25 protein-coding genes and 1 tRNA gene are annotated in these 24,705 nt (G+C 62.4%); 15 read left to right on the top strand and 11 right to left on the bottom strand.

Going from position 1 to position 24,705, the window contains the following annotated elements; genetic code table 11:
• Positions 1 to 20 precede the first annotated feature (20 nt).
• The 6 genes from tbsP to BLR35_RS07170 all read left to right on the top strand — a co-directional run bounded on the left by tbsP (position 21) and on the right by BLR35_RS07170 (position 4,659).
• Entirely contained in the window at positions 21 to 839 is an 819-nt protein-coding gene (tbsP, locus tag BLR35_RS07195; RefSeq protein ID WP_090379428.1) for a transcriptional regulator TbsP, read from the top strand.
• Between the two features lie 306 nt (positions 840 to 1,145).
• Positions 1,146 to 1,850 carry an RNase P subunit p30 family protein gene (locus BLR35_RS07190; protein ID WP_090379425.1) on the top strand — a complete coding sequence of 235 codons (705 nt, stop codon included), beginning with the start codon at positions 1,146 to 1,148 and terminating at the stop codon, positions 1,848 to 1,850.
• The gene (locus BLR35_RS07185; RefSeq protein WP_090379422.1) at positions 1,834 to 2,508 is read left to right on the top strand and encodes a class I SAM-dependent methyltransferase; all 675 of its coding nucleotides are present in this window, start codon (positions 1,834 to 1,836) and stop codon (positions 2,506 to 2,508) included. Before BLR35_RS07190 ends, BLR35_RS07185 begins: the two co-directional genes overlap by 17 nt.
• The gene (locus BLR35_RS07180; RefSeq protein WP_090379419.1) at positions 2,505 to 2,990 is read left to right on the top strand and encodes an Rpp14/Pop5 family protein; all 486 of its coding nucleotides are present in this window, start codon (positions 2,505 to 2,507) and stop codon (positions 2,988 to 2,990) included. The genes BLR35_RS07185 and BLR35_RS07180 overlap by 4 nt, the downstream gene beginning before the upstream one ends.
• Positions 2,991 to 2,994: 4 nt before the next feature.
• Complete coding sequence (gene psmA, locus BLR35_RS07175) at positions 2,995 to 3,756, top strand: archaeal proteasome endopeptidase complex subunit alpha (RefSeq protein WP_090379416.1); 762 nt, start codon at positions 2,995 to 2,997, stop codon at positions 3,754 to 3,756.
• Between the two features lie 177 nt (positions 3,757 to 3,933).
• Complete coding sequence (locus tag BLR35_RS07170) at positions 3,934 to 4,659, top strand: ribosome assembly factor SBDS (protein WP_090379413.1); 726 nt, start codon at positions 3,934 to 3,936, stop codon at positions 4,657 to 4,659.
• 18 nt (positions 4,660 to 4,677) lie between these two features.
• Here the strand turns inward: BLR35_RS07170 and BLR35_RS07165 are convergent, their stop codons facing one another.
• Complete coding sequence (locus BLR35_RS07165; RefSeq protein WP_090379780.1) at positions 4,678 to 5,004, bottom strand: FUN14 domain-containing protein; 327 nt, start codon at positions 5,002 to 5,004, stop codon at positions 4,678 to 4,680.
• A 287-nt stretch (positions 5,005 to 5,291) separates the two neighbouring features.
• On the opposite strand from BLR35_RS07165, the gene hflX reads away from it, so the two are divergent.
• The 4 genes from hflX to BLR35_RS07145 all read left to right on the top strand — a co-directional run bounded on the left by hflX (position 5,292) and on the right by BLR35_RS07145 (position 8,557).
• Entirely contained in the window at positions 5,292 to 6,593 is a 1,302-nt protein-coding gene (hflX, locus tag BLR35_RS07160; protein WP_090379410.1) for a GTPase HflX, read from the top strand.
• Between the two features lie 60 nt (positions 6,594 to 6,653).
• Positions 6,654 to 6,860 carry a hypothetical protein gene (locus BLR35_RS07155; protein ID WP_090379407.1) on the top strand — a complete coding sequence of 69 codons (207 nt, stop codon included), beginning with the start codon at positions 6,654 to 6,656 and terminating at the stop codon, positions 6,858 to 6,860.
• A gap of 165 nt (positions 6,861 to 7,025) precedes the next feature.
• A complete protein-coding gene (locus BLR35_RS07150; RefSeq protein ID WP_090379404.1) occupies positions 7,026 to 8,183 on the top strand; it encodes a thiolase family protein in 1,158 nt (385 codons plus the stop codon).
• On the top strand, positions 8,180 to 8,557 hold the full coding sequence (locus BLR35_RS07145) for a nucleic acid-binding protein (protein WP_090379401.1): 378 nt from the start codon (positions 8,180 to 8,182) through the stop codon (positions 8,555 to 8,557). The genes BLR35_RS07150 and BLR35_RS07145 overlap by 4 nt, the downstream gene beginning before the upstream one ends.
• Here BLR35_RS07145 and BLR35_RS07140 read toward each other — a convergent pair.
• Positions 8,554 to 9,351 carry a DUF7547 family protein gene (locus BLR35_RS07140; protein ID WP_090379398.1) on the bottom strand — a complete coding sequence of 266 codons (798 nt, stop codon included), beginning with the start codon at positions 9,349 to 9,351 and terminating at the stop codon, positions 8,554 to 8,556. The genes BLR35_RS07145 and BLR35_RS07140 overlap by 4 nt on opposite strands.
• Positions 9,352 to 9,529: 178 nt before the next feature.
• Here BLR35_RS07140 and BLR35_RS07135 point away from each other — a divergent pair, with 178 nt between their 5' ends.
• From BLR35_RS07135 to BLR35_RS07125, 3 genes are read left to right on the top strand one after another with little or no spacing between them, the layout of a single operon-like run.
• Complete coding sequence (locus BLR35_RS07135) at positions 9,530 to 10,174, top strand: DUF7504 family protein (protein WP_090379395.1); 645 nt, start codon at positions 9,530 to 9,532, stop codon at positions 10,172 to 10,174.
• Between the two features lie 50 nt (positions 10,175 to 10,224).
• Positions 10,225 to 10,977, top strand: coding sequence for a ribonuclease H-like domain-containing protein (locus tag BLR35_RS07130; RefSeq protein ID WP_090379392.1), 753 nt, complete (start codon positions 10,225 to 10,227; stop codon positions 10,975 to 10,977).
• A gap of 52 nt (positions 10,978 to 11,029) precedes the next feature.
• A complete protein-coding gene (locus BLR35_RS07125) occupies positions 11,030 to 11,428 on the top strand; it encodes an acyl-CoA thioesterase (protein ID WP_090379389.1) in 399 nt (132 codons plus the stop codon).
• Positions 11,429 to 11,455: 27 nt separating this feature from the next.
• Here BLR35_RS07125 and BLR35_RS07120 read toward each other — a convergent pair whose 3' ends face one another.
• Positions 11,456 to 11,740 carry a DdfA family disk-determining factor gene (locus BLR35_RS07120; RefSeq protein ID WP_090379385.1) on the bottom strand — a complete coding sequence of 95 codons (285 nt, stop codon included), beginning with the start codon at positions 11,738 to 11,740 and terminating at the stop codon, positions 11,456 to 11,458.
• Between the two features lie 315 nt (positions 11,741 to 12,055).
• Between BLR35_RS07120 and BLR35_RS07115 the strand changes: the two genes are divergently transcribed.
• Positions 12,056 to 12,514, top strand: a complete 459-nt coding sequence (locus BLR35_RS07115; RefSeq protein ID WP_090379383.1) for a universal stress protein — start codon at positions 12,056 to 12,058, stop codon at positions 12,512 to 12,514.
• 320 nt (positions 12,515 to 12,834) lie between these two features.
• Here the strand turns inward: BLR35_RS07115 and BLR35_RS07110 are convergent.
• From BLR35_RS07110 to BLR35_RS07085, 6 genes are all read right to left on the bottom strand, one after another.
• A tRNA-Thr gene (locus tag BLR35_RS07110) sits at positions 12,835 to 12,908 on the bottom strand.
• Between the two features lie 12 nt (positions 12,909 to 12,920).
• Positions 12,921 to 13,430, bottom strand: coding sequence for a GNAT family N-acetyltransferase (locus tag BLR35_RS07105; protein ID WP_090379380.1), 510 nt, complete (start codon positions 13,428 to 13,430; stop codon positions 12,921 to 12,923).
• On the bottom strand, positions 13,411 to 14,631 hold the full coding sequence (locus BLR35_RS07100) for a phosphoglycerate kinase (protein ID WP_090379377.1): 1,221 nt from the start codon (positions 14,629 to 14,631) through the stop codon (positions 13,411 to 13,413). Before BLR35_RS07100 ends, BLR35_RS07105 begins: the two co-directional genes overlap by 20 nt.
• A gap of 89 nt (positions 14,632 to 14,720) precedes the next feature.
• Positions 14,721 to 15,350, bottom strand: a complete 630-nt coding sequence (locus BLR35_RS07095; RefSeq protein WP_090379374.1) for a CBS domain-containing protein — start codon at positions 15,348 to 15,350, stop codon at positions 14,721 to 14,723.
• 102 nt (positions 15,351 to 15,452) lie between these two features.
• On the bottom strand, positions 15,453 to 16,220 hold the full coding sequence (locus tag BLR35_RS07090; protein WP_090379371.1) for a GTP cyclohydrolase III: 768 nt from the start codon (positions 16,218 to 16,220) through the stop codon (positions 15,453 to 15,455).
• Between the two features lie 88 nt (positions 16,221 to 16,308).
• Positions 16,309 to 16,635 carry a DUF5785 family protein gene (locus BLR35_RS07085; protein ID WP_090379368.1) on the bottom strand — a complete coding sequence of 109 codons (327 nt, stop codon included), beginning with the start codon at positions 16,633 to 16,635 and terminating at the stop codon, positions 16,309 to 16,311.
• Between the two features lie 217 nt (positions 16,636 to 16,852).
• On the opposite strand from BLR35_RS07085, the gene ggt reads away from it, so the two are divergent.
• Positions 16,853 to 18,766, top strand: a complete 1,914-nt coding sequence (ggt, locus tag BLR35_RS07080; RefSeq protein WP_090379365.1) for a gamma-glutamyltransferase — start codon at positions 16,853 to 16,855, stop codon at positions 18,764 to 18,766.
• 456 nt (positions 18,767 to 19,222) lie between these two features.
• On the opposite strand, the gene BLR35_RS07070 is transcribed toward ggt, so the two are convergent.
• Both BLR35_RS07070 and mct read right to left on the bottom strand, forming a co-directional pair.
• Positions 19,223 to 23,254 carry an Eco57I restriction-modification methylase domain-containing protein gene (locus BLR35_RS07070; RefSeq protein WP_090379359.1) on the bottom strand — a complete coding sequence of 1,344 codons (4,032 nt, stop codon included), beginning with the start codon at positions 23,252 to 23,254 and terminating at the stop codon, positions 19,223 to 19,225.
• 214 nt (positions 23,255 to 23,468) lie between these two features.
• Entirely contained in the window at positions 23,469 to 24,674 is a 1,206-nt protein-coding gene (gene mct / locus BLR35_RS07065) for a succinyl-CoA:mesaconate CoA-transferase (RefSeq protein ID WP_090379356.1), read from the bottom strand.
• Positions 24,675 to 24,705 lie beyond the last annotated feature (31 nt).

Here is a 24,705-nt window from a genome sequence, read left to right as displayed (position 1 = left end):
ACGTTTACTTCTGCACAGGCATGACCTCGAATTTACTCAACCACCAGATTGACGATATCCTCGAAAGCGTCCTCGAGGACGCAAGCGGGGACGTCTACATGGTCAACCCCTCGTGGGACGCCATCGAAGAGTTCGTCTCGGTCGCGACCCGGTTCGACGGCTCGCTTCCGACGGTACACATGCTCGCAGACGAACGGACACTCAAAGACGTCATGGACGACTTCATCGTCGCCTCCAACGCCGCCGACCTCATCAGCGAAGACGCACTCGCACTGCGCACGCTCGAGGAGGCACCCGAGAACTCGCTTCTAGTCACCGACGAACGGACCATCGCCATCGTCCACGCCGGCGACCGCGTCGGCGGGCTCATCACCGAAGACGAGAGCTTCGTCCAGGACACCTACGACACCTACGCGGCCCGCTGGGACGACGCCAAAACGTTCAACCTCCGGACGCCCCCGATCAGCGACGTCCGCGAAACGCTCTCCGAGGAAATTGGCCCGGCCGCCGAGGAAGATTTCTCCTCTATTCTGAACTCGCTCGAGACCGCCCGAGGCGACGGCGACGGCCTCGACGAAGTCACTATCTCCCTGCTCGTCGCCGCCCGCAACGACGCACTGCTGTACGACATCAGCAAGTGGGGCGAGGACGTCGGTATCGCCTCCAAAGCGACGTTCAGCCGAACGAAGACCAAACTCGAGGACATGGGACTGATCGACACCGAGAAAGTCCCGATCGACGTCGGCCGTCCTCGCCTACGCCTGAAGATCGGCGACGACCGACTTCGGGAGGCGGACAACGGCCAGCTCGCGACTGTCGCGCAATCTATTCTCAACTAGAACCGAAATTTTACTCTGCGGTCTTTCGCGCCGACGGCAGCATAGCTGCCGCACGGCGCGTTGTCCCTCGGTAAAATTTCGATCAAAAGCACTCCTCCTTCCGTTTCGAACGCTTCGCGTTCTCCACATCAGTCGTCGGCCCGCTCGCTCCTTACAGTCGCTCGCGGTCGGTTATCGGGTGATCGCCTGCCCTCCCCCGAGTCGTACGCCTCTCGCGGTGCTCGAGGCGTACTCCCGGCCGTGTAAGTCGAGGGCGTCTCGAGAGATGACGCAAACCCCAAGTCACCGCCCCGAGAGTTCTCGGGTATGTACGAGGCCGTCCACGCCCACCCCGACGGAGAGAGTACGGTCGCCAGGCTCGCGACAACGGCGGCCGACTACGGTTTCGAGGGCGTGGTCGTGCGCAACCGGTCCGACGCTCGAGCCGACTACAACCCCGACGAGATCCGCGAGGCCTACGGGGTCGACGTCGTCGAGGGGATCGAGATCCGGGCCGACGATCCCCAGCAGGCAAGCGGCGCGGTCGGGAACTACCGGACCGACGAGACGATCGTCACGGTCTCGGGCGGCACGCCGGCGCTGAACCGCTTCGCCGTCGAAAACGAGAAAGTCGACGTGCTCGCCCACCCGATGACCGGCGAGGGCGACGTCAACCACGTCGTCGCGAAGGCAGCCGACGAGAACGGCGTCCGCCTCGAGTTCGACCTCTCGGGCGTCCTCCGGACTCACGGCGGGCGACGCGTCAGGACCGTCCAGTCGCTGCAGAAACTGTACGAAATCGTCGACCACTACGACGCCCCCTACGTCGTGAGCGGGACGCCGACGTCGCATCTCGAGTTCCGGGCTCCCCGGGAACTGACAGCGGTCGGGGCCGAGATCGGCCTTCCCGAGGAGTTCGTCGAAGCGGGACTCGCGGAGTGGGGACGTCTCGCCGAGCGCAATCGTCGCATCCAGTCCGAGGAGTTCATTGAACCCGGGGTCGAACGTGGCAGGTATGAAGAAGAGTCTTGAGGACCACGCCGCCCGGTTCGACGAGGTAGCCGGCGAGTACGACGAGGGACAGTCCGAGGAGTACCGTGCCTGTGCGAATCTGGTGATCGAGCACGCCGACCCCGACGATTCGGATACCGTGCTGGATCTCGGGACCGGTACCGGCGCGATCGCGCTCGCACTGGCCCCCGATGCCGACCGCGTCGTCGGCCGGGACATCAGCGAGGGAATGATGGAAGAGGCAGAGCAAAAGGCCGACGAACAGGGACTCGACAATCTCGAGTTCGGCTACGGGACCTTCCGCGAACCGGAGTACGACGGCGAGGTCGACGCCGAGTCGTCGGAGTCGCCTCGAGACCACACTCGCTCCGCTCGCGTGGATATCGTCACCTCGAACTTCGCGATGCACCACCTCTCGGACGACGAGAAGCGGGAGGCGATCGACGTCATTGCCGACCTCGAGCCACGGCGGTTCGTGCTCGGCGACGTGATGTTCTTCGGCGAACCCGACCCAGAGGAGCCGTTCTACTCGCCGGAGGTCGACGATCCAGCGACCGTCGGTACTCTCGCGGATGCGTTCACCGACGCCGGTTTCTCGCTGACGGCGGTCGAGCGAGTCCACGACCAGGTCGGCGTGCTGGTCGCCGAGCGCGGCCGTGACGGAGCAAACGGGGAATGAAACACCTCCCGAAGCACCTCCGCCCGCGCTGGCGGTACCTCGCCGTTACCCTCGAGTCCTGGCCCGACGCCAGCATCGATCGGCGATCGTTCCAGCGCGAACTCTGGTACGCGGGCCAGAACCTGCTCGGCGATCCGGGGAGTGCGAGAGCCGATCTGACCGTCGTCAGGTTCGATTTCGAGGACGGACGCGGGGAAGCACTCGTCAAGGTCCGTCGCGGCGAGACCGATTCGGCTCGAGCAGCCATCGCCTGTATCGACGAGATAGATGGCTCTCCCGCCGGAATTCGCGTATGTGGTATCAGTGGCACGATCCGTGCCGCTGAAGAAAACTATTTAGGACGCGGCGGGCAAGATTCCGAAGAGAGAAACGTCGTGTTCGGGAACGAGGACCGAGTCGCCGTCGTGTACGATGGATCTGCAGACGTACGACTCGATGAGGCGTTCGCGGGCGCGACAGACCTCGATTACGATTTAGCGTGATACTATGCAGGGACAAGCCCAACAGCAGGCGTACGACCGAGGCATCACGATCTTCTCGCCCGACGGCCGACTCTACCAGGTCGAGTACGCTCGCGAGGCGGTCAAACGTGGTACGGCAAGTATCGGCGTTCGAACGCAGGACGGCGTCGTCCTGGCAGTCGACAAACGAGTTCCCTCCCCGCTGCTCGAGGACTCGAGCGTCGAGAAGATTCACAAGGCCGACGACCACGTCGGCATCGCAAGCGCCGGCCACGTCGCCGACGCTCGCCAGCTGATCGACTTCGCGCGCCGCCAGGCCCAGGTCAACCAGCTCCGGTACGGCAAGCCGATCGGCGTCGAGACGCTGACCAAGGAGGTCACCGACCACATCCAGCAGTACACCCAGGTCGGCGGCGCCCGTCCGTTCGGCGTCGCCCTGATCGTCGGCGGCATCGACAACGGCGAGCCGCGCCTGTTCGAGACCGACCCCTCGGGCACTCCCTACGAGTGGAAGGCCCTGGCCGTCGGTGCCGACCGCGGCGACCTTCAGGACTACTTAGAGGAGAACTACGACGAGGAAGCCGATCTCGACGGCGGCATCTCGCTTGCCCTCGACGCTCTCGCGTCGGTCAACGAGGGCTCCTTGCTCCCCAACGAGGTCGGACTCGCGACGATCGACGTCGAAACCGAGCGGTTCGAGCAGTTCGAACGGGACCGCATCGAAAGCTACCTCGAGGAGAACGACCTGCTCGGGGACGAAGACGAAGCTGACGAGAGCGACGAATAACGAGCGTAATCGAGAACGCGGCCCGCCGCCCGGCTGCCGGCCGGGCGCGAATCGTCGGCGCTTCACCCCGCTTTCTTCCGACTTCCGTCGTCACCAGTCGCCCGCCAGTCCCAGGCAGAGCCAGCCCTTCGAGTCAGCAGGAAAAGCTCTTTTACCCGGCCGGAGGTATTTCACGGTATGATATCACTCGACGAGGCGGTGACGGCGCGACTCGAGTCACACGGGGCGCGCTTCGAAGTGTTGGTCGATCCGGACGCGGCACTCGAGATCAAACGCGACGAGTTCGACGACGATCTCGAGGACGTGATCGCAGCGGAAGACGTCTTCGAGGACGCCTCGCGCGGTGACCGGCCGGCCGAGGACGATCTCGAGAAGGTGTTCGACACGACCGAACCGCTCGAGATCATCCCGGAAGTCATCAAGGACGGAGAGATCCAGATCACGGCCGAACAGCGCCGCGAGATGCAAGAACAGAAGCGCAAGCAGCTGATCGATACGATCGCACGCAACGCGATCAACCCACAGATGGACGATGCCCCGCATCCGCCGGAGCGCATCGAGAACGCCTTAGAGGAGGCTGGCTTCACGGTCGATCCGATGGAGCCCGTCGAGAGTCAGGTCGACGACGCGCTGGACGCGCTCCGGCCCGTCATCCCGATCCGGTTCGAAGAGGTGACGATCGCCGTCCAGATTCCCGCCGAGTACGCGGGCAGCGCCCAGGCACAGGTTCGACAGTTCGGCGACCTAGAGCGCGAAGAGTGGCAGCCCGACGGCTCCTGGATCGGCGTCGTCACGTTCCCTGCAGGGATGCAAAACGACTTCTACAACGTCGTCAACGAACACTCGAGCGGCGAAGCAGAGACGGAGATCGTCAAGGACAAAGACGACCTGAAAACCCGATAGCTGGCTGGTTTCTGTCGGCTATCCGCGGTGGAATCCGATCAGGAAGCCGCTCGTGAATCCAATGCCGACCGATGCGACCGAGAGCAACGACTCGAGCTGGTGGATCTCTGTACCGGCAGCCTGGACCTGTGCCTGTTCCTGTGCGTCGACGAGGCCGGCCGTGAGCCGGTTGTAGTCGACGACGACGATTCCCTGCGACTCGAGGTAGCGAAAGACCATCAGCTGTACGCCAATGATGATCGCGAGCAGTTTTGCGATCCGTTTCGTGCCAAAGCCTACGAGCGCACCGATGAGGGCACCGCCGCAGAACTCGAGTGCGAGCGTCGTCGGATCGGCGTTTATCATCGTGCCCGTCATTCGAGTCGGGAATAATGACTGTTGTGTTGTGGCCGACGGCGGCCGGAGTGAGCACGGGATTCAAGACGGTCGGATACGTACGGTGACGTATGACTCACGCTCGTCCAGCGGAGGTGTTCGACCGCCATCACTGACGAACTCGAGGGGTCGATCGTTTCACGCCCGATCAGCCGGGCCGACGACGGCACTGGCGCGGGCGGGGGTGAGCCCGAGCGTACCGACCGACCAGGTACGAGTACTGCGAGCGCGAGCAGTCCACATCCGATTCACCCAGTATGAGAGCGATCATCGCAAAACGCGTCGACTCCGGCACGCCAGACACCAGTGAAATCCGCGACCTCGCAGCGGCGGCGGGATACACCGTCGTCGGCGAGGTCACCCAGTCGAGAAAGGCCGACCCTGCCCTGCAACTCGGTGAGGGGAAGGCGAACGAACTCGCGACGAAAGTCACGGAAATCGACGCCACGACGGTCATCTTCGACAACCGGCTCGGCCCCTACCAGACGTACAACCTCGGCCAGCTGTTGCCCGAGGGCGTCGAGGTAATCGACCGGTTCACGCTCATCCTCGAGATTTTCGGCCAGCGCGCCCAGACCCGAAAGGCACAGCTACAGGTCGAACTGGCCGAACTCCGGTACGAACTCCCGCGGGTCGAGGCAAAGAGCAGCCTCGCGAAACGCGAGGAACACCCCGGGTTCATGGGTCTCGGCGAGTACGACGAGAGCCGCGAGCAGGACATCAAAAACCAGATCAGCCGGATCCGGGACGAACTCGAGCGGATCGAACAGACCGAACAGCACCGCCGGGAGCGTCGCCGCGATTCGGGATTCGATCTGGTCGCGCTCGCGGGGTACACGAACGCGGGCAAGTCGACGCTGCTGCGACGGCTCGCGACCGACCTCGACGTCGACGAGAACGAGGGCCTCCACCGGGACCTCGAGTCGACCGCAGAGTCACAGGATCGGCTGTTCACGACGCTTGGCACCACGACCCGGCGTGCGGACATCGAGCCGCGCGACGTTCTCGTTACCGACACCGTCGGGTTCATCAGCGATCTCCCGCACTGGCTGGTCGAGTCGTTCAAGTCGACGCTCGATTCGGTCTATCGGGCGGACCTGGTCTTGCTCGTCGTCGACGTCAGCGAACCGGTCGACGAGATCCACGAGAAACTGGTCACCTGCCACGACACCCTCTACGAGCGCAACGAGGCGCCGATCGTGACGGTGTTGAACAAGATCGACAGGGTCGACGACGAGGAACTCGCGGAGAAACGCGAGGCGATCTCCTCGCTGGCACCGAACCCGGTCACTGTGAGTGCCCAGGAGGGAACGAACGTCGAGGCGTTGCTCGAGCGCATCGACCACGAACTCCCGGACTGGGAGGAAGAGCGACTCGTGCTCCCGATGACCGACGACACCATGAGTCTGGTCTCGTGGATCCACGACAACGCGAACGTCGAGGACGTCTCCTACGGCGACGACGACGTACTCGTCTCGTTCGAGGCTCGCCCAGCAGTCATTTCACAGGCGCGCTCGCGTGCAAGCGAGTTACGGACTGCGTCGCCCGAGTCGGCGTGACGCGACGACGGCAGTCAGGGACCCACCAGGTTTATCGTGCATTGATGTGATCGATCCAGCATGAACACACCGCTTTTCATTCCCGGTGCGCCGGGTGGCCCCGAACTACTGATTATGCTCTTTATACTGGTGCTCTTTCTCGCCGTTCCGATATTCATCATCGCAGTCGGCTACGTCGTCCTCAGCGGCAATCGCGTCGACGAGCAGCGAGTCGCGGATCTCGAGCGGCGGGTCGAACGACTCGAGGAGCGCGACGATCGGCCGTAACTGACTGCAACGATTGCTGACGCACGGTTTACTGGACGAGTTCACGACCGAGGCGACCGGCCTGTCGCACCGATTCGAGACGGTCGGGCGTGCCTGGCGCTCGAGGCCTGACCGACAGAATCGCGACCCCCACCATATAAATCGCTGACTCGAGTCACGTAGGATATGGAACGCGTTGCAATTATCGGTGCCTCGATGACCCAGTTCGGGCAACGCGAGGGGGAGTGGGTTCTCGATCTCCTCGCGGAGGCCGGACTCGAGTGTCTCGAGGATTCGGGTGTCGACGCAGCCGAGGTCGACCACCTGTACGTTTCGAATATGGCGAGCGGCGAGTTCGAAGGACAGACCGGTATCCCGAACGCGCTGGCACACGACCTGAATGCGATGCCGGCTTACACTCAGCGGGTCGACCAGACCAGTTCCAGCGGCGGTGCGGGGATCTACGCCGCCTGGCAGTCGGTCGCCAGCGGCGCGAGCGACATGACGCTGCTGGTCGGCGGCGAGAAGATGACTCACAAGACTACGGGTGAGGCGACGGACGTCATCGCGTCGCTGACCCACCCGGCCGAATACAAGACCGGCGTCACCCTCCCCTCCTTTGCGGGGCTGACCGCGCGACACTACCTCGAACGGTTCGACGCCCCTCGCGAGAGCCTGGGGAAAGTCGCCGTCAAGAACCACGAGAACGGCCTCGACAACCCGAACGCCCAGTTCCGGAAGGAGGTCGACCTCGAGACGGTACTCGAGTCACCGATCGTCGCCGATCCGTTGCGGCTGTACGACTTCTGTCCGATCACGGACGGGTCGGCGGCGCTGATGCTCTGTCCCGAGTCGGTTGCCGAGGAGTACGCAGACGAGTACGCCGTCATCACGGGCATCGACGGTGCGACCGACACCCACGTCGTCCACGAACGCGAGGACCCGACCGTGATGGGTGGGGTCGTCGAGAGCGGCAAAGGGGCCTACGAGATGAGCGGCCGCAATCCCGAGGATATCGACGTCGCGGAACTGCACGACATGTTCACCATTCTCGAGTTCCTGCAGATGGAGGGACTCGGTTTCGCCGAACAGGGCGAGGCCTGGAAACTCGTCGAGGAGGGGTACACCGAGCGCGACGGCGAACTGCCGATCAACACCTCCGGCGGGCTCAAGTCCAAGGGCCATCCCCTGGGGGCAAGCGGCGTCGCACAGGGCGTCGAGATCTACGAGCAACTGGTCGGCGAGGCCGGGCCGCGACAGGTCGAGGCCGACGTCGGCCTCACGTGTAACGTCGGCGGCTTCGGGAACTGCGTCATCACCACGATCATGGAGGCAGCACAATGACGATGGAAGCGACCCGATACGAGAACGGTACGATCAGCTACCCCGGGCATCCGCGCGGTCCGGGCGGTGCGGAACCGGTAGAGACGATCGATCTGACGGAGTACCCGGCCGAGGTCGTCACGTGGACGACCTCGACGGCGACGCCGCCGGGCGTCCGCGAACCGAACCACCTCGCGATCGTCGAGTTCGACGTCAGTGATGCGTTCGACGACGGCGACGACTTCGTCCGTGCGATCGTCCAGTTGACGACCGGTGACGTCGAAACGGGTGACGAGGTCCAGCCGGTCTACGAGGAAGCGCTTCGCGAACCGGGTGCGGGCATCCGAGAGCCCGACAGCCAGTCCTGGGACGGCTACCGATTCGAACCAGTTTAGTTCTCGTCCGAACCGTCGTCGGGGCTCGAGTCCCCGTTTTCGTCGTTCGCGTCGGCTCCGGACTCCTCGCTCGAGTCTTCCCGATCACCATCCGTATCACTCGAATCCGGATTTCCATCGGTCTCGTCGGCTGCAGGACCGTCCGAACTCTCCTCTTCGGGTCCGTACTGATCTTTGAGCGTCTCGAGTTCGGCCTCGACGTCGACCGACGGATCGGGTTCGTCGGGCTCGTCGCTCGAGTCGGGTTCCGGCGGTGTGCCTTCCTCGATGTCGATACTGACCGTCTCGTCTCCCTGCCAGCCGGTCGGTTCGTCCGGCGTCTCGACCTCGTCGGTCTCGGCTCGAAGGCGGTCGTCGACCTCGTCGCGGAGCCGTCGTGCCTCCGAGAGCAGGTCTCGTGCCTCGTCGTCGGCGGGGAGTGCGCCCTCCGAGGCCGCACGCTGGAGTTCCTCGAGGACGGTGTCGAGTCGCGACAGCGTCGTCCGCCGGAACTGGTCCGCACGGTCGCTCGTTGTAGCCGCTGCCTCGTTCGTCCGATCGCGGACCTCGCGTTCGGTCCTGACGAGTTCGAGCCCGCGCTGGAAGGTCTCGAGGGCACGAACGCTCGCCTCGAGGACCGAGAGGACAGCGGGGAGCGCGACGTCGTCGGTAAAAGCAAGCAGTTCCCGTGGCGTCGGTGGCCGGAGTCGTGGCCCCCGCCGCGAACGTTCGGACTCGAGTTCCCGGCGAAGCTCGTCGATAGTCCGTGTGAGCTCGCGGACGGCTTCAGCGAGCTCGTCGTCGTTATCGGCCATACCGACTCTACGGGGTCCGGTATGAAAAGCCGGACGGTCAGTCCGGCGGACACTGCCGTCCTCGCTGGAACGATCCGGAGAAACTTTCGATGGCGTCCGCTGGTCTGGCCACGCGTGCATTTCTAGAGCTGCCGATGGCCGAAATATTTATTCCGGGGACGCCTGTTTACTATCTCCAATGGAGAGTGAACTGGGGACGCGGGGGATCGAGGGGGCGGCGTTTGCACGCACTCTCGAGACACTCAAACGACGAGGAAGCAATATCCTGCTCGTCGGTGGCACCGGGGGCTGTCACGACGCTGCCTGTCACCGGCTGTGTGGGAGACGGGGATCGGAACCACGATATCAGCTGGTGGTCGCCGACGGCGAGAAACGTCGACTGACCGGCAGTGTGGTCTCCCGACGACTCGAGAACGGGACGATGACCCTCGAGTTCTCGACGGGGACCGGCCGTCGGTCGTCACTGGAGCCACTGGCACACGAGGTCGTCACGGCGATCGACGAGTTCGAGGCGGTCGCCGACGGCTTCTCTCCGTCGGAGCTTCGGGTCTGTCTGGACTCGCTCGGCGGGCTACTGGAAGCGTACGACGCCGAACAGGTGTTTCACTTCCTTCGGACGATCACGTCCCGGATCGACGATGCACGGGGGATGGGTCACTACCACCTGCCACGCGACCACGGTCACGATACGCTCTCGCTGCTCGAGCCGCTTTTCGACGCGGTCGTCGTGCTCCGGGTTCGCGACGGGAGCTACGAACAGCAGTGGCACCTCCGGGATGGAACGCCGGGGGCGAGAACGAAGACGGACTGGATTCGACTGTAGCCTCGCGGCGGATCCAAGCGTTTTTGTCGATTCCGACCGCTTCAACTGCTGTGCGCATCGAGAACAGTTTCATTCCCGTTCGCGGCGTCGGCGAGACCACCGAGCGCCGCCTGTGGGAACACGGGATCACCCACTGGGACGAGTTCGACGGAAGCGTCGTCGGTGAGACGCTCGCCGACCGAATCGAGGCGTTCATCGACGAGGGCTGGAATCACCTCGAGCAGGGTGACGTCTCTCCCTTCGCCGAACGCCTGCCGGCCTCGAGTCGCTGGCGACTCTACGAGAACGTCCGTAGCGAGACCTGTTTTCTGGACATCGAGACCACGGGACTCGACGCCTCCTGTAACGACGTGACGACGGTCAGCCTCCACCGTGGCGGCGACACCAAGACCTTCGTCAAGGACCGAGATCTCACGGCCGATCGACTCTCGCGAGAACTCGAGGACTCCTCGCTGCTCGTCACGTTCAACGGCCAGCGATTCGACGTTCCCTTCCTCGAGACCTGTTACGACCTCGAGGTCTCGGTTCCACACGTCGACCTGATGTACCCCTGCAAGAAACTGGGGTTAGACGGGGGCCTGAAGGAGATCGAACAGGAAATCGGCATCGAACGCGAGCTACCCGATATCAGCGGCCGGGACGCGGTTCGCCTCTGGCACGAGTACGAGCGTGGCGACGACGGCGCACTGGAAACGCTCGTCGAGTACAACCGGGCCGACACGCGAAACATGGAGCCGCTGATGGATATCGTCGCGGATCGACTCCACGAGCAGGTCTTCGAGGCGGCACGCCAGCCCGAGTAGACCGTCATACGAGAACGACACCCATACGGCGGTCGACTCCGTCCGTCCCGACATGGCCGACTACAGTTACGAGGTCGACCTCGACGTCCGACTCCGGGACATCGATTTCATGGGCCACGTCAACAACGCGACCTACGCGACCTACCTCGAGCAGGCACGCGAGGCGTACTTCCGTGACGTTCTCGGCGTCTCGCTGGTCGAGGTCGGAACGGTACTCGTGAATCTCGAGATCGACTACGTCCGACCGATCGAGGCCGACGACGACGTCACCGTCGGCGTCGACCCAGCGGAACTGGGAACCTCGAGTCTCCCGCTCGAGTACGAGATCCGTGCCGACGGGAAGCGGGCGGCGACCGCTCGGACCGTGCAGGTCGTCCGCGACGAAGAGACGGGGACGTCCCGGTCGCTGCCGTCGGAATGGCGGGAGCGAATCGACCGTCACCGGGACTGAGCCCGTCTTCTCGGACCGTGGCCGAGGTCAGTTATCCGCTTCGGACACTTCGACGTCTCCCTCGCTCGTCACGACGACGTGATAGCCACAGAACGGGAACGAAACCTGTCCGGTTGGCCGCTCTATTCCGTTTTCTCGAGTTGCAAACAGGGAGTCGAGTGCTTCGGGATTGACGACCTCGTAGAGTGCGTCGTACTCCGGTGGTTCGATCTCGGTTGGGTCGACACCTTCTCGCTCGGCGACCGCAGCGATGACTTCGAAACTGAGTGATTGGAGTTCGTCGGTATCCGTACTATCGACTGAGAGTAGCATTGACCGGAGACTTTCTCCGGCCACATATAAACGCTCTGGCCTCAACGCAGTGTTGATGGTATGGTAAATACATTGGTGGACAAAAATATACACTATTGTATTTATTGTTTTAGAATACATGGCTAATATTGTTATATTTAAGATGGATGTAACTGTTCAGGTAGTCGTATTCGGCGTTCAGGCGGCCCTTGGAAAGCCGGAATTCGACGGAACAGGGGTTCGGTAGCCAACGGCGGGTCTCGGTTCGGACCGATCGGGCGGTGCCTGGATCGGCACACCCGCCAGTATAATACCGAACGATCGGATACAACGAGTATGCTAATCGTCGCAGCAGTCGACCGATCGGACCGGGCAGTGACGGTCGTCACGCGGGCAGCGGAGCTGGCCGACCGGTACGACGCGGAGTTACACGTCGTCCACGTCGGCGACCCGACCGTCGACTTCACCGACGTCTCCGAAGAAGCACTCCGAACACGAGAGGCAGGAGCCGTCAACGAAATCGTCGAGAACGTTCAACGGAACGCAGCCGAAGTCGCGACGAACGCCGCGAACCAGGTGCCGGGACTCGAGGAGTTCGAAGCCGTCGGACTGGTCGGCGAGCCAGCCGAAGTCATCAGGGCCTACGCCGACGAACACGACGCCGAATACATCGTCGTCAGCGGCCGGAAGCGGCGAGCACTGGGACAGGCGCTGTTCGGCAGCGTTAGTCAATCACTCCTGTTGAACGCCGACTGTCCGGTGGTCTCGGTGCCACACGACGCGACGAACCTCTAACGCAGGCCGTTCGGCGGTGAGGACCGACGTCAAAAGTACGGGAGCCGAACTACGTTCGTAGCGAAGCCGCTTGCTGATTCGAATCCAGCTAGCTCCGTCGCTCACGGAATTCGTTCGTTACAGCAAGCCAGGGCGGGGATTATGAACCACGGTCGCAGCAAAGCTGCTCTCTGATTCAAATCCCAGCTAGCACCGTCGCTCACGGAATTCGTTCGTTACAGCAAGCCAGGGCGAGGATTATGAACCACGGTCGCAGCAAAGCTGCTCTCTGATTCAAATCCCATCTGGCGTCGTCGCTCACGAATTTGTTCGCGACAGAAAGCCAGGGCGGGGATTTGAACCCCGGAAGTCTCGATTACAAGTCGAGTGCATGAACCGCCCATGCTCCCCTGGCGCCGTCCGTGAGTTACGTCTCCTCCTTTGAGTGTGTATCGTTTTGCGACCGATCCTCGAGCGACCGCTCCATCGTCACGCGAAACGTCTCGTAGCCACGGTCACGGTAGAACCGGCGCGCGGTCTCGTTGTCGCTCATCACCTCGAGGATCATCACGTCGACGTCTTGCTCCGCGAGCGTAGCTTCCGCTCGCTCGAGCAAGGCGGTACCGACGCCGTGCTCGCGGTAGGCTGGCTCGACGTACAGGTTCGAGAGCGTTCCTCGAGTGGCGTCGAGTTCGATGGTTCCGCGTTCGATCGAGAACGAAACGAACCCGACGAGAGCGCCGTCGTCGCGGGCGACGAGTAGTCCGCCGCTTGCAGCGTGGGCTGCGAGCGTCTCCCGCATCGTCTCCCGGTTCTCGTCGGCGCGAACGTACGAGTCGTACTGGCGCTGGTCCCGGGCGAGTCGCACCCACAGTTTCGTCACTGCGTCGATTTCGTCCGCCGTCGCGGGTTCGATCTCAATCGTCGGTGCCGCCATTCTCGGTGTCGGTCTCGAGGGCAGTTACGGCAGGAAGCGATTCGGCGGTGAGCATCCGCAAGGCTGCACCGCCACCGGTGCTGACGTGGGTGAAGCCCTCGACGCCGAGACGTCGCAGGGCTGCAGCCGTGTCGCCGCCGCCGACGATACTTGTCGGGACCGCGGTCGCGGCCTCGTACAGCTCCCGTGTGCCTCGTTCGAACAGGTCGTCCTCGAAGACGCCCGCTGGCCCGTTGAGGATGACCGTTCCGGCGTCCGACAGGATCCGCTGGTAGTAGGTAAGCGTCGAATCGCCGACGTCCATGGCTGCCTCCGTTTCCTGTGGCGGCAACGCGTTGACACCGATTTCCTTGCGGGAGCCGTCCCGCTCGACGGCGACGTCGCGGGGTAGCGCGATCCGGTCGCCGTAGGCGTCGAGCAAGTCCGTGGCGCGGTCGATCTCGTCCCAGTAGCCCTGGTCGTAGATGAAATCAGAACTCGCATCGCCCAGATCGACGCCGTCGGCGATGAGGAAGACGTTGCCGACGACACCCGCCGTGAGGACGTGATCGGCCAGCCCCTTCTCGAGGACGCTCCAGGCGACGTCGATCGAGTCAGAGACTTTCGCGCCGCCGATGACGTAGACCCGCGGTTCGGGCGTCTCCTCGATCGAGCCGAGCACGTCGAGTTCGGCCTCCATGACGCGACCGGCGTAGCCGGGCAACACGGTCGGGAAGCCGACCAGCGACGGCTGCGAGCGGTGAGCCGCCGCGAACGCGTCGTTGACGTAGGCGTCGAGTACGGGCGCGAGACCTTCGACGAGATGCGTCCGTGCGGCCCGCTCGGGGTCGAACTCCATGTACTCCTCGCTGTAGAAGCGGGTGTTCTCGAGGACGAGACACTCACCGTTCTCGAGGGACCGGACCGCCTCGCGAGCGGCCTCGGTGAACGTCGCGTCGACGTAGTCGACGGGCCGATCGAGCAGTTCGGCAAGCCGGTCGGCGTGAGACTCCAGCGAGACGAACTCGTCGCCTCCCGGCCGGCCCTGGTGGGCGAGGACGGCGACCCGACCGCCACGCTCGAGCAGTTCCGAGAGCGTGTCGACGTGGGCCCGAAGTCGGGCGTCGTCGGCGAGGGACCCGTCGTCGATCGGACTGTTGACGTCGACGCGGACACCGATGGTGGTCCCTTCGACGTCCAGGTCGTCGAGGGTATCGATCATTGTCGATCAAATCCACCGCCGCCCCCGAAAGGTCTTTCTATCGGAGTGGTCGGTCCGACGACAGTCGGCGACGGAAACGCGAGAGCCGGTCACACCGTTCGACAGTCGGCGCAGATGAGCTGGCCGTTCGACTCCCACAGCGAGTCCGCGAGCGATCCACACGCCTCGCAGACGCCCTGGGTCGTGTACTCGTCGCCACCGTTCGGGTGAACTTCCGAGTCGACGTTCTCGTTGTTCCCCAAGTGTGGATCGCGGGTAAGGTCGCCGCTCCCCGGTTCGGCCTCGGCGTCGGCTCCCAGCCCGCTCGAGCGCGGCGGGGTCACTGTCGCCTGGAAAGAGCCAGCGGCGGCGATGACGTCGCGCTGGGTGACCAGCCCGAGGACCTCTTCGTCGGCGGCGTTCTCGACGACGAGGTTGCGGATGTTCTCCCGACCCATGACGTTCGCAGCATCGGTGAGCGATCGATCCGGTGAGACGGTGATGACCGGTGTCGTCATGACGTCCTCGACGGTCGTTTCGGCCGGGTCTTCCTCGTCGGCCACGAGCCCGAGCACGTCCCACTCGGTGATGATCCCGACCGGATCGGTGCCGCGAACGACGAGCGCAGAGCCCGCACGCTCCTCGCGCATGACGGTTACCGTATCCAGGACGGTATCGGATTCGCTGACCCCAACGTATTCGTTGGTCAGGACGTCTTTGACCGACAGTTCCGATTCCATACAGGAATACTAGCGATAGACCGGCTAAAAACTACCTCCGGCACGTTTAAGCGCGTCGCTGGCGAAGATTCTCGGTTCGGGAGCGTACAGAGCGGGTCGCTCTCAGGACTCCCACTCGAGTTCGACTCGCGTCCCGTCGGCCCGACAGGTCTCGAGGGCGTGTTTCGCCGCGAACCCGGCGTCGTGGGCGCTCTTTCCACGCCCGACGCCGACCTGAAGGCTGACGTCGACGGCCTCCTCGACGTGGCCGATCGCCTCCTCGTACTCGTCGTATCCAAGGTCTGGACAGACGACGATCACGTTGTCGCCGCCGACGAAGAAGGAGAGACTGTCGTGGGCATAGCGCATGTGTCGCATGAGTTCGGCATACCCCTGTTCGATTTCGATGAACGTGTCGAAGGCGTTGAGTTCGTCCGTGTAGTTGCCAGTCGCGTTGATCACGTCGAAATGTGCGATCTGGACGTCCTCGTCGGTCCGATGGTCGTCCTCGATGATCCGGCCCTCGAGACACTCACGGCGGTCCTCGTCCTGGGCGCTGCCGGCCTCCTGGAGGCGGGTCGTCGCATCGGACAGCGCGTGGACGGGGTCCGTACCGGTCGCGACGCCGAGACTCAGCGTCACGGGGTAGCGGTTCCCGATCGATTCCTGGAGGACTCGATGGTCCTCGAGGTCGAGGCCGTTCGTGACGGCGATCATGTTGTCGAATCGCGTGAAGAACGTGTAGCCGCCGCGGTTCCCGACGAACTGGGAGACGTCGGCGTAGAGTCGCGATTGCAGCGTCTGGAGATCGGCCTCTCGCCTCGGTTCGGGCGTTACGGTCCACGGGCCGTAGTTGTCGATCTGGAGGAGCGTAACCTGCGTGTTAGTCACTGTAGCCGAATCTTCCGACGCCCGTAGTATAAGTGATACGTAATCCAGATTCGTGATGGGAAAACGAGTCGGTTCGCGTGTCGGTTTCTCAGGCTGGAACCTTTTCCGGATCCTCACCCTGCGGGTGGTACTTCCAGAAGTTCCCCTCGCGCATCGCCGCTCCGACGGCCTTGTGCATGTCGAGAATCTCTTCGAACTCCTCGGCGTCGACGTACTCGAAGATTTCGCGCATTGCGACGACTTCCTCGTGGTTGATCCGGATCGGGTGGTCGCCGTACTCTTCGACGAACTCGGAGACGACCATCGGGAAGTCCTCTTCCTCGTCGACCTTGTCCGCGATGATACGCATGTCGTACTTTCGCATCCCCTCGCTGCCTTCCTCCCCGTCGGGGTCGACTGGCCAATCCTGACTCATACTCGGACGTGTGTGTGGGGGTTGCAAAAGGGTTACTCTTGGTCGCTACTCGTCCGAGTCGGCGAAGCCAACCGGCTCGTTGTACTCTGCTTCAGAACTCTCGAAATAAGCGTCCGTTGCTGCAGTATTCCCACCGTATATGTGGTTGTAGCGCGTGAAAGACACGGATTTCCGAGAAAACCTTTTCTCGATTTCGGTAGAGCCACTGGTGTCCTCTATGACACGACACTCGTCATCGCCGGACGACAGATACGAAACCGGACGTTTCAGTCGACGACGATTCCTCGCAGCGACGGGAGCGAGCGCCGGGGCGCTCTCGCTTGGAACGCAGACGGTCGCGTCGGAACCGCCGACGGATCTCGCCACGGCCGACCTGGACGGGGTCGACTGTTCGCACCCATCGTTCGACTGTGGCCGACAGGTCACCGCGGCGGACGGCATGGTTTCGTCGGAGGATCCACGCGCGTCGGCCGCCGGCGCACGCATCCTCGCCGAAGGTGGGAACGCGATCGACGCCGCCGTCACGGTCCAGTACGTGTTGAACGTGGTCTCCCCGCAGGCCTCCGGTATCGGTGGCGGCGGATTCATGGTCGTCTACGACGCGGACTCCGACAGCGTCCACTGCATCAACAGCCGCGAACGCGCACCCCGCGACGCCCACCCGGAGATGTTCCTCGACGACGGGGAGCCACGAGAGTTCGACGAGGCTATCCAGCGCAGCGAAGCCATCGGCGTCCCCGGCACGCTCGACGGCCTCGAGACGGCCCGCGAACGGTTCGGCTCCAGGCCAAGACAGCGATTGCTCCGGCCCGCGATTCAGCTCGCCGCCGGCGGCTTCACCGTCGACGAATACCTCTCCGAACAGATCGCGGAGAACCTGGACAGGTTCAACGACGCGGCACGCGAGGTCTTCCTCGACGAGAACGGCAACGTCCCCCAGCCCGGCGACACGCTCGTCAACGAGGACTTCGCGGAGACGCTCGAGTTGATCGCTCGCGGCGGCCGTGACGTCTTCTACGAGGGGGCAATTGCTCGCGACATCGCCGCTACCGTCGAGGGACTCGAGGGCGGCCCCGGCATCGACGAGCGCGACCTCGCCGAGTACTCGGTGACGATCGACGAACCGGTGCGAAAGGAGGCCTACGACTTCGAGATCGTCGGCCAGCCCGTGCCGACGTCGGGCCCGACGACGGTCGCGATGATCACGCGGATGCTCGAGTTCCTCGACGTCGAGGAGTACGACCTCCGCGCGCCCGAGAAGTACCACCTCATCGCCGAGGCCAATCGCGTCGCCTGGGCCGACCGCGACCAGTATATGGGCGACCCCGAGTTCGTGGACGTCCCCGTCGAGGGCCTGCTGGACGACGACTACCTCCGTCAGCGTGCCAGCCGGATCGACCTCGAGAGCACCATCGCCGACTACGCGGCCGGCGAAGAGGTCCCGCCGGGCGTGCCGGCGGGTGCGCCGGAGCGGTTCACCCCCGACTGGGCGACGGGGCAGTCCGAACCGGCCGGCGCGACCGCTCACTTCACGACCGCCGACAGACACGGTAACGTCGTCTCCTACACGACGACCATCGAACAGCTCATGGGCTCCGGAACGATGGTTCCCGGACGCGGGTTCATGCTCAACAACGAGTTGACGGACTTCGACTTCGAACCCGGCGGACCGAACCAGGTTCAGCCCCGAAAGCGGCCGCTGAGTAGCATGAGTCCGACGATCACCTTCCGCGACGGCGAGCCGATCTTCACCGCCGGATCACCGGGCGGATTCATGATCATCACCAGCACCCAGCAAGCCATCCTCCACCACCTGGTTTACGGCCTCGAGCCACTCGACGCCTTGCTCGAGCCGACGATCTTCAGCGCCCGGGACTTCGACGTCATGTGGGAGGAGGGCGTCCCAGAAGCAGCCCGCGAGTACGGCGAGGCACGCGGTCAGCCGTGGGCCGACGACCCCGACGACCAGGGGAACGTCCAGGTCATGGCGATCGACGAGACAGGGTATACGGGTGCCGCCGATCCGACTCGAGACGGGCTTGCCGTGGGTGTGAATCTGGCTCGAGGGCGGAGTCCCGACGAGCGTTCGGAATCGAAACGAGCGCAATCGAAGTCCGATAAGGATCGCTGACGGATCTACCGACTCGGGTATCGCATCGATTCACGACTGCAGCCGTCGTGGATTCATCTAACGACTCTTTTGGACGGGCCGACGGAAGTAAGAGGAATCATACGGCCGTTACCAGCACTCGAGCGCGATTGATCGGATTCCTATATCTTCTTCCCCGGAACACTTATAGGCAAAAGATGTTGATTTCGTATCATGAGTCGTCGAATTCCCAAAGATACGTGGCGGGAGCGGGTAGCGCGCGTTCTCAAAACCGGCGACTGGATGGACGCTCACGATGTGAGTAGCGCCTTGACGAGCTCGGACGAAATCGGGTACACGATCTCGAACGGCGGGGCATCTAGCGTGTTGTCCGATATGAATCGCCACGATGATGTGGTTCGTCAAAGCGTCTCTCGAGGGCAGATACAGTACGAATACCGTCTTCGAGAGGATGCTGTGATCGAGTAAATTCGAGTACTACTCTTTGACCGCCTCTTCGACTATTTCGATTTCTTCGTCGGTTAGCCCGTACAACTCGTAGACGATCTCGTCGATCAACTCGTCGGTCTTCTCGATCTTCTCCTCGAGTTCCTCGGCGCGCGCTTTGGTCTCGAGATAGCTCTCGAGGCCGTCGCGGACGTCGTCGACGGCGGGGAGGGTGAGTTTCCGGAGGCGATCGACGAGCGAGTTGGTCTTCGTGGCGGTCTCGCGGAAGTCAGCGAAGCCGCCGGCCTCGTCGACGGCGACGGGGACGAAGGTCTCGATCAGGTCGGCCTCGGTTTCGGTGAGATCCGAAATCCGCAGCGCCGGAAGCGGTTCGGTCTCGGTGTACCCCCACTGGTCGGTTTCGTACTCGTCTTCGTCTTCCGGTTTGTAGCGGGCCGTGAGTCTGATCTCGAGGGACGTGGGGGACTCCCGGATGACTTCGCAGGTCCCGACCCGAAGGTTCTCGCGGTCCTCGGCGGTGTCGGTGAGGATGGAGTCGGCGGCTCCTTCTGGGGGCTGAGAAAAACCAACGTCAGAGAGGGTTTGGCCCTCCGAATAGGAGCCAAGATGATCAAGCAAATCGAGGTTGAGAGAATCGTAATCGGCGACGAGTTGTTCCATCTTCTCCGCATTCTCAACCAAATCTGGATGGTGGTATCCTATGGGAAGCGGGAAGTCCACAGCGTCTTGAATCAGAATTTTCTGGAACGTATCTTTGTTTTCGTCGAGGAACCGCTTACGGTGGTAGAATGTCATTAGCTTCGAATTAATAATCGCTGTGAGGGATTTAGCTCGTTCTTCAGCGTTCTCGTCTCCTTTCGGGAGCAGAACGAATCCAACTTGCGTGTGGAAAAGTTCAATATCTGAGTAGGCGGCATAAATACCACGTCCCTCCGTTGAAACGATCTGACGAATGACACAACGAGGTTTAGTGAAGAATCGTTTCTCTCGTTCTGAACCTAACCAGTCCCCGTATTTTATCCACTCGCCACCTTCCCACGTCAATCGATATCGGTTGATCCCTTCTCCCGTCGTGATCGGATAGTGCTGGTCTGTTTCCTTCTCGTCTGAATGAAAGACCCGATTTTCGATTTGCTCTTCGGTGTGTCCTTGATGTTTATCGTATGGCGTAAGTCCCAAACACGACTCAAACTCATCCCCAATCACAACATCTGTCGCTTCGATTCGCTGTATGACTCGCCGTTCAGAGTCGGATGTGAAAATATCGAATATTAGGTCGTCCGTCTCCCTCCACCAACTGACGTCTGTCTCGTATACATCGGCAACTGGTTCAGGAATATCGGCGATTTCAACATCACGTGGAAACCGTATCGTATCGACAGTATCAATTCCGTTTTGGCCAGTTTGTGTGAGTAAGATTGCCGTCTCCATCGTGACATTTGAGAAGATTCCATCGGGAAGACGGACAATTGTCTCGATACTATGGTTATCCAAAATATGTTTTCGGAGCGGTTGATACGAGCTCTGAGTCAGATAGGAGTTCGGAGTAATGAATCCGAACTCCGAATCAGGCCCTAACAGCGTCGTCGACCGCTCGATAAACGCAGCATAAATATTCACTCTATTGAAACTGGTATCAAACAGCTCGAAGAGAACTTCGGGGTCTCGTAACCCTTTTACGTCGACCCAGGGTGGATTCCCAATCACCGCATCGAATCCAGCATCCTCCTGCTTCTCCCCATTCTCGTCGAAAAACACCTCTGGATACTCCAACTCCCAGTGGAAAAACGCCTCTCCACCGGCCATCTCCTGGGCGGTCTGGAACCAGTCTTCCTCCCGAACGTCATCCCACTCGTCCTCGTCGTCGATCGCTCGAGCCATCCGTTCGTAGGCTCCCTCCGGAACGTCCAGATCGAACCGTTCTGCAGTATGCACGTTCGTCAACTCGAACAGTCGCTGGTAGAACGGATCACTGCGGACCTCGTCGTAGATTTCTTCCATCGACTTAACGTCCTCGAGCGTCTCGTTGTCGATCTCGAGCAACTCCTGCATCCGTTCCATCACGTGCTCGAGGGTATCCTGACGAACGCGAGCCAGCGCCTGCTGGAGGGTTAGCTGACCGCCGTTTTCCTCGGCGTCGCTCGAGAGCACGTCGGTCACGTCCGACCCTACGAGCGAGTTCCCCGCCTTCAGGTGGTGATCGAGGAACGCCAGTGGCTGGTCGGCCGACAGCGTCTCGAGCCACATCGAGAGCTTGGCGAGTTCGACCGCCATGCCGTTCAGGTCGACGCCGTAGATACACTCCTTCGCGACGTCGCGGCGTACCCGTTGCTCGTCGAACGCCGTCGCCTCCTCGATATCGCGTACCTCTTCCATCACCTGCTGGGCGAGATACTCCGTCGCCCGTGTGAGGAAGTGGCCGCTGCCCATCGCGGGGTCGAGAATCTTCAGATCCAGTACCCGCCGGTAGAACGCACCGAGATACTCGTGTGTTCCCGGCTCGAAGCCCTGCTCCTGTAGATCTTCGCGGATCTCGTCGATCAACGGATCGACCGTTTCCTCGACGATGTAGGTCACTACATAGTCGGGCGTGTAGTACGCTCCCGTGGCCTTGCGCTCGCCCTCGTCGTTGACCACGTACAGGCCGCCTTCGTCGACCGTTTCCACGGCGTCCGCAACTGACACCTCCGTCGCGGGTTTCCAGACCTGGCCGCCGTCCTCGGCGACCGCCGCGTACGCCTCCGGCGCGATCCGGAACTGGTGCTCTAACAGCCCCTCGTAGACGCTTCCCAGGTGTCGCGTATCCAGATCCGCGTAGTCGGCCAGCACGTACCGACCCTCGTCGTTCTCGGTCGTCGAAATCCGGTAGATGACCTCCGCGAGATACCGGTTGCTCACCTCGTTTTCCGTCAGGAACTCGTGTTCCTCGCGGTTGAACAGGCCACCATTGTACGGCGGAATGCCCAGCGACTCCTCGCCCTCGTCGACCAGTCGGAACAGGTCCTCGAGCCGACTCCACATCGTCGTCGAGTGTTCGCTGTAGGCTTCGTCGAAGCCGTCGTCGACCTCGCCGATCTCGTCGTGAATCTCGAGGCGTAACTCGTCTAAGCTGAAGTTGTCCTCGTACTCGGTGACCGCATCACCTCCTTCGGGATGGATCAATCCCCGCGATTCCGCGTAGAGGACGAACATCAACCGGTAGAGCAAGACGAGCGACTGCTCTTTCAACTCCGCGAGTGCCTCGTCGTTCTCGGGATCGATATCGAGATCGTTCGACTCGACGAACCCGCGACCGAGCACCCGGACTGCCGTGAAGACGTTATCCTGCAGGTCCTCACCGAGTTCCTGGGCGACGGTCTCGCTCTCGGAACGAACAGAATCTAGGAACGTCGACCCCGACCCCTCGCGGAACGCCTCCGGTCGGAAGAAGGCGTAGAAATATTTGAACGCCTCGAGGTCGCCCTTCTCGAGCAGTTCCGGCAGGTCAACCTCGTAGTAGGTCTGGGTCTCGTAGTCTTTCGTCCCGTACAGTCGCCACTTGCGCCCGTTCGTGAGAATACCCCACTGGATGTTCTCCGGCGTCCGCTCGAGGTAGTGTTTGATCTGGTGAGAGGCGTTGCGGTAGGGTCGCTGCTCACTGAACCGGGTCGTGAAGTCAGCGTCCCACTGTTTGGCTTCGACGAGACCCACGCCGCGTTCGAATAGATCCGTCGTGTCTTCCGTACTCAGGTAGACTTCGGCGGCGTCCCGCCGCGACTCCGTGTCCTCGAACAGCAACGCGTCGACGTAACCACCGCCGTCGGGCAGCGTCGTCTCGACGTTCGTCCCGAATCCAAGTACGTCGAGCACCTCGTCTATCCAGTTGTCGATCAACGGGTCTTCGGCGTACCCAGAGACGAGGTCGGACTCGAGTTCGTACAGATCCTCGAGTTCGTCCATCGCGGCTCGTGCCGCTTCGTCGCAGTCCCACTCTTCGCGGTCCTGTACGCGCTCGTCGAGGTAGTGGCCGGAGAAAAGATTCGAGTTCGTGTACGGCCGATGCGAGAGCGTCGCCTGACTCATGATACTCGATGCCTCGAATTGTCACACTATGAAACCAGTGGTCGGCGAGGCAATCGAGCACCAGTCGGAATCCGTCCAACTGCGACTACGAGACAGTCACCGAGGTACGCATCCGGCGCGGCGGAATCACCCTCTCGATTGATGACTCGAGCAACGAGACGAGGTCTGGTTCCCGAACTACCAGCAAACGAATGCGAAATCGATCGAACCGTGGTCAATCGTCCGCGGCCGTCTCCGCTTTCTCCCCCAGCACTTCCTCCCGGTGTTCGTCCAGCAGCGGCGCTCGACCCCGCGGCTCGGGTGGCGTTTCGGTCATCTTGATCGGCGATCCCGCGATTTCGACGTCCTCACCCGAACCGGGCTGTTCGACCGGCACGAGCATGTCACGAGCGTGGACGTGCGGATCGTCGAAGATCTCCTCGGTGTTCTGGACCGGCGCGACCGGGACGCGACCCTCGAGTGCGTCGACTAGTTCGTCGGTCGTCCGCTCGAGGGCCCAGTCGGCGATCTGGTCGCGCAGGTACTCGCGGTGTTCGAGACGGTCCGCGGCGGTCGGGTACTCGTCGGCGAGGTCCTGGCGGTCCATTGCGGCACAGACTTCCGTCCAGTGGTTGGTGCCGAAGGCGGCGACGACGGCGTAGCCGTCTGCCGTCTCGAAGGCGTTGTAGGGAAACAGCGTCGGGTGGGAGTTGCCCCGTCGGGTCGGGGGCTCGCCAGTGTAGGACTGCTGGTAGATCGCGCGTTCGGTCATGCTGATCATGGCGTCGTACATCCCGGTGTCGACGTACTGGCCCTCGCCGGTCTGTTCGCGGTGGTTGACGGCCGCGAGGATGCCGATGCAGTTAAGCGTCGCGGTAAAGAGGTCGCCGATGCCGGGACCGACTTTCGTCGGTGGCCCGTCTTCCTGGCCGGTGATCTCCATGACGCCGCCGAGTGCCTGCGCGATGAGGTCGAACGAGGGTTGGCCTTGCCGTTCGGTCTCGCCGGTGCGTGGATCGCCGAAGCCACGGATCGAGGAGTAGATGAGCTGTGGGTTGTACTCACGGAGGGTTTCGTAGCCGAGGTCGTACTTCTCCATCGTCCCGGACCGGTAGTTCTCGACGACGATATCTGCCTCCTCGACGAGCGAGAGGAAGTCCTCGCGGTCGGCCTCCTCGTTGAAGTCGAGTTCGATGCTTCGCTTTCCGCGGTTGACACTCTGGAAGTAGCCGCCGTAGGCTTCTTCGTCCGCATCGTCGACGAACGGTGGGTTCGATCGGATGAGATCGCCGCCCGGTCGCTCGATCTTGACCACGTCTGCACCCAGGTCCGCGAGCAACATCGTACAGTACGGTCCGGCCAGCACCTGCGTCAGGTCGAGCACCCGTAGGTTCGAGAGCGCGCCCCCGTCAGTGGAGCCCGAATCTTTACCATCGATCATGAAGGTATTCTCGCTTCTGCCGATAGCCGCA

The sequence above is a fragment of the Natronobacterium texcoconense genome, from assembly GCF_900104065.1.
Lineage (GTDB): Archaea > Halobacteriota > Halobacteria > Halobacteriales > Natrialbaceae > Natronobacterium > Natronobacterium texcoconense.
This window is presented reverse-complemented; position numbering and strand designations above follow the sequence as displayed.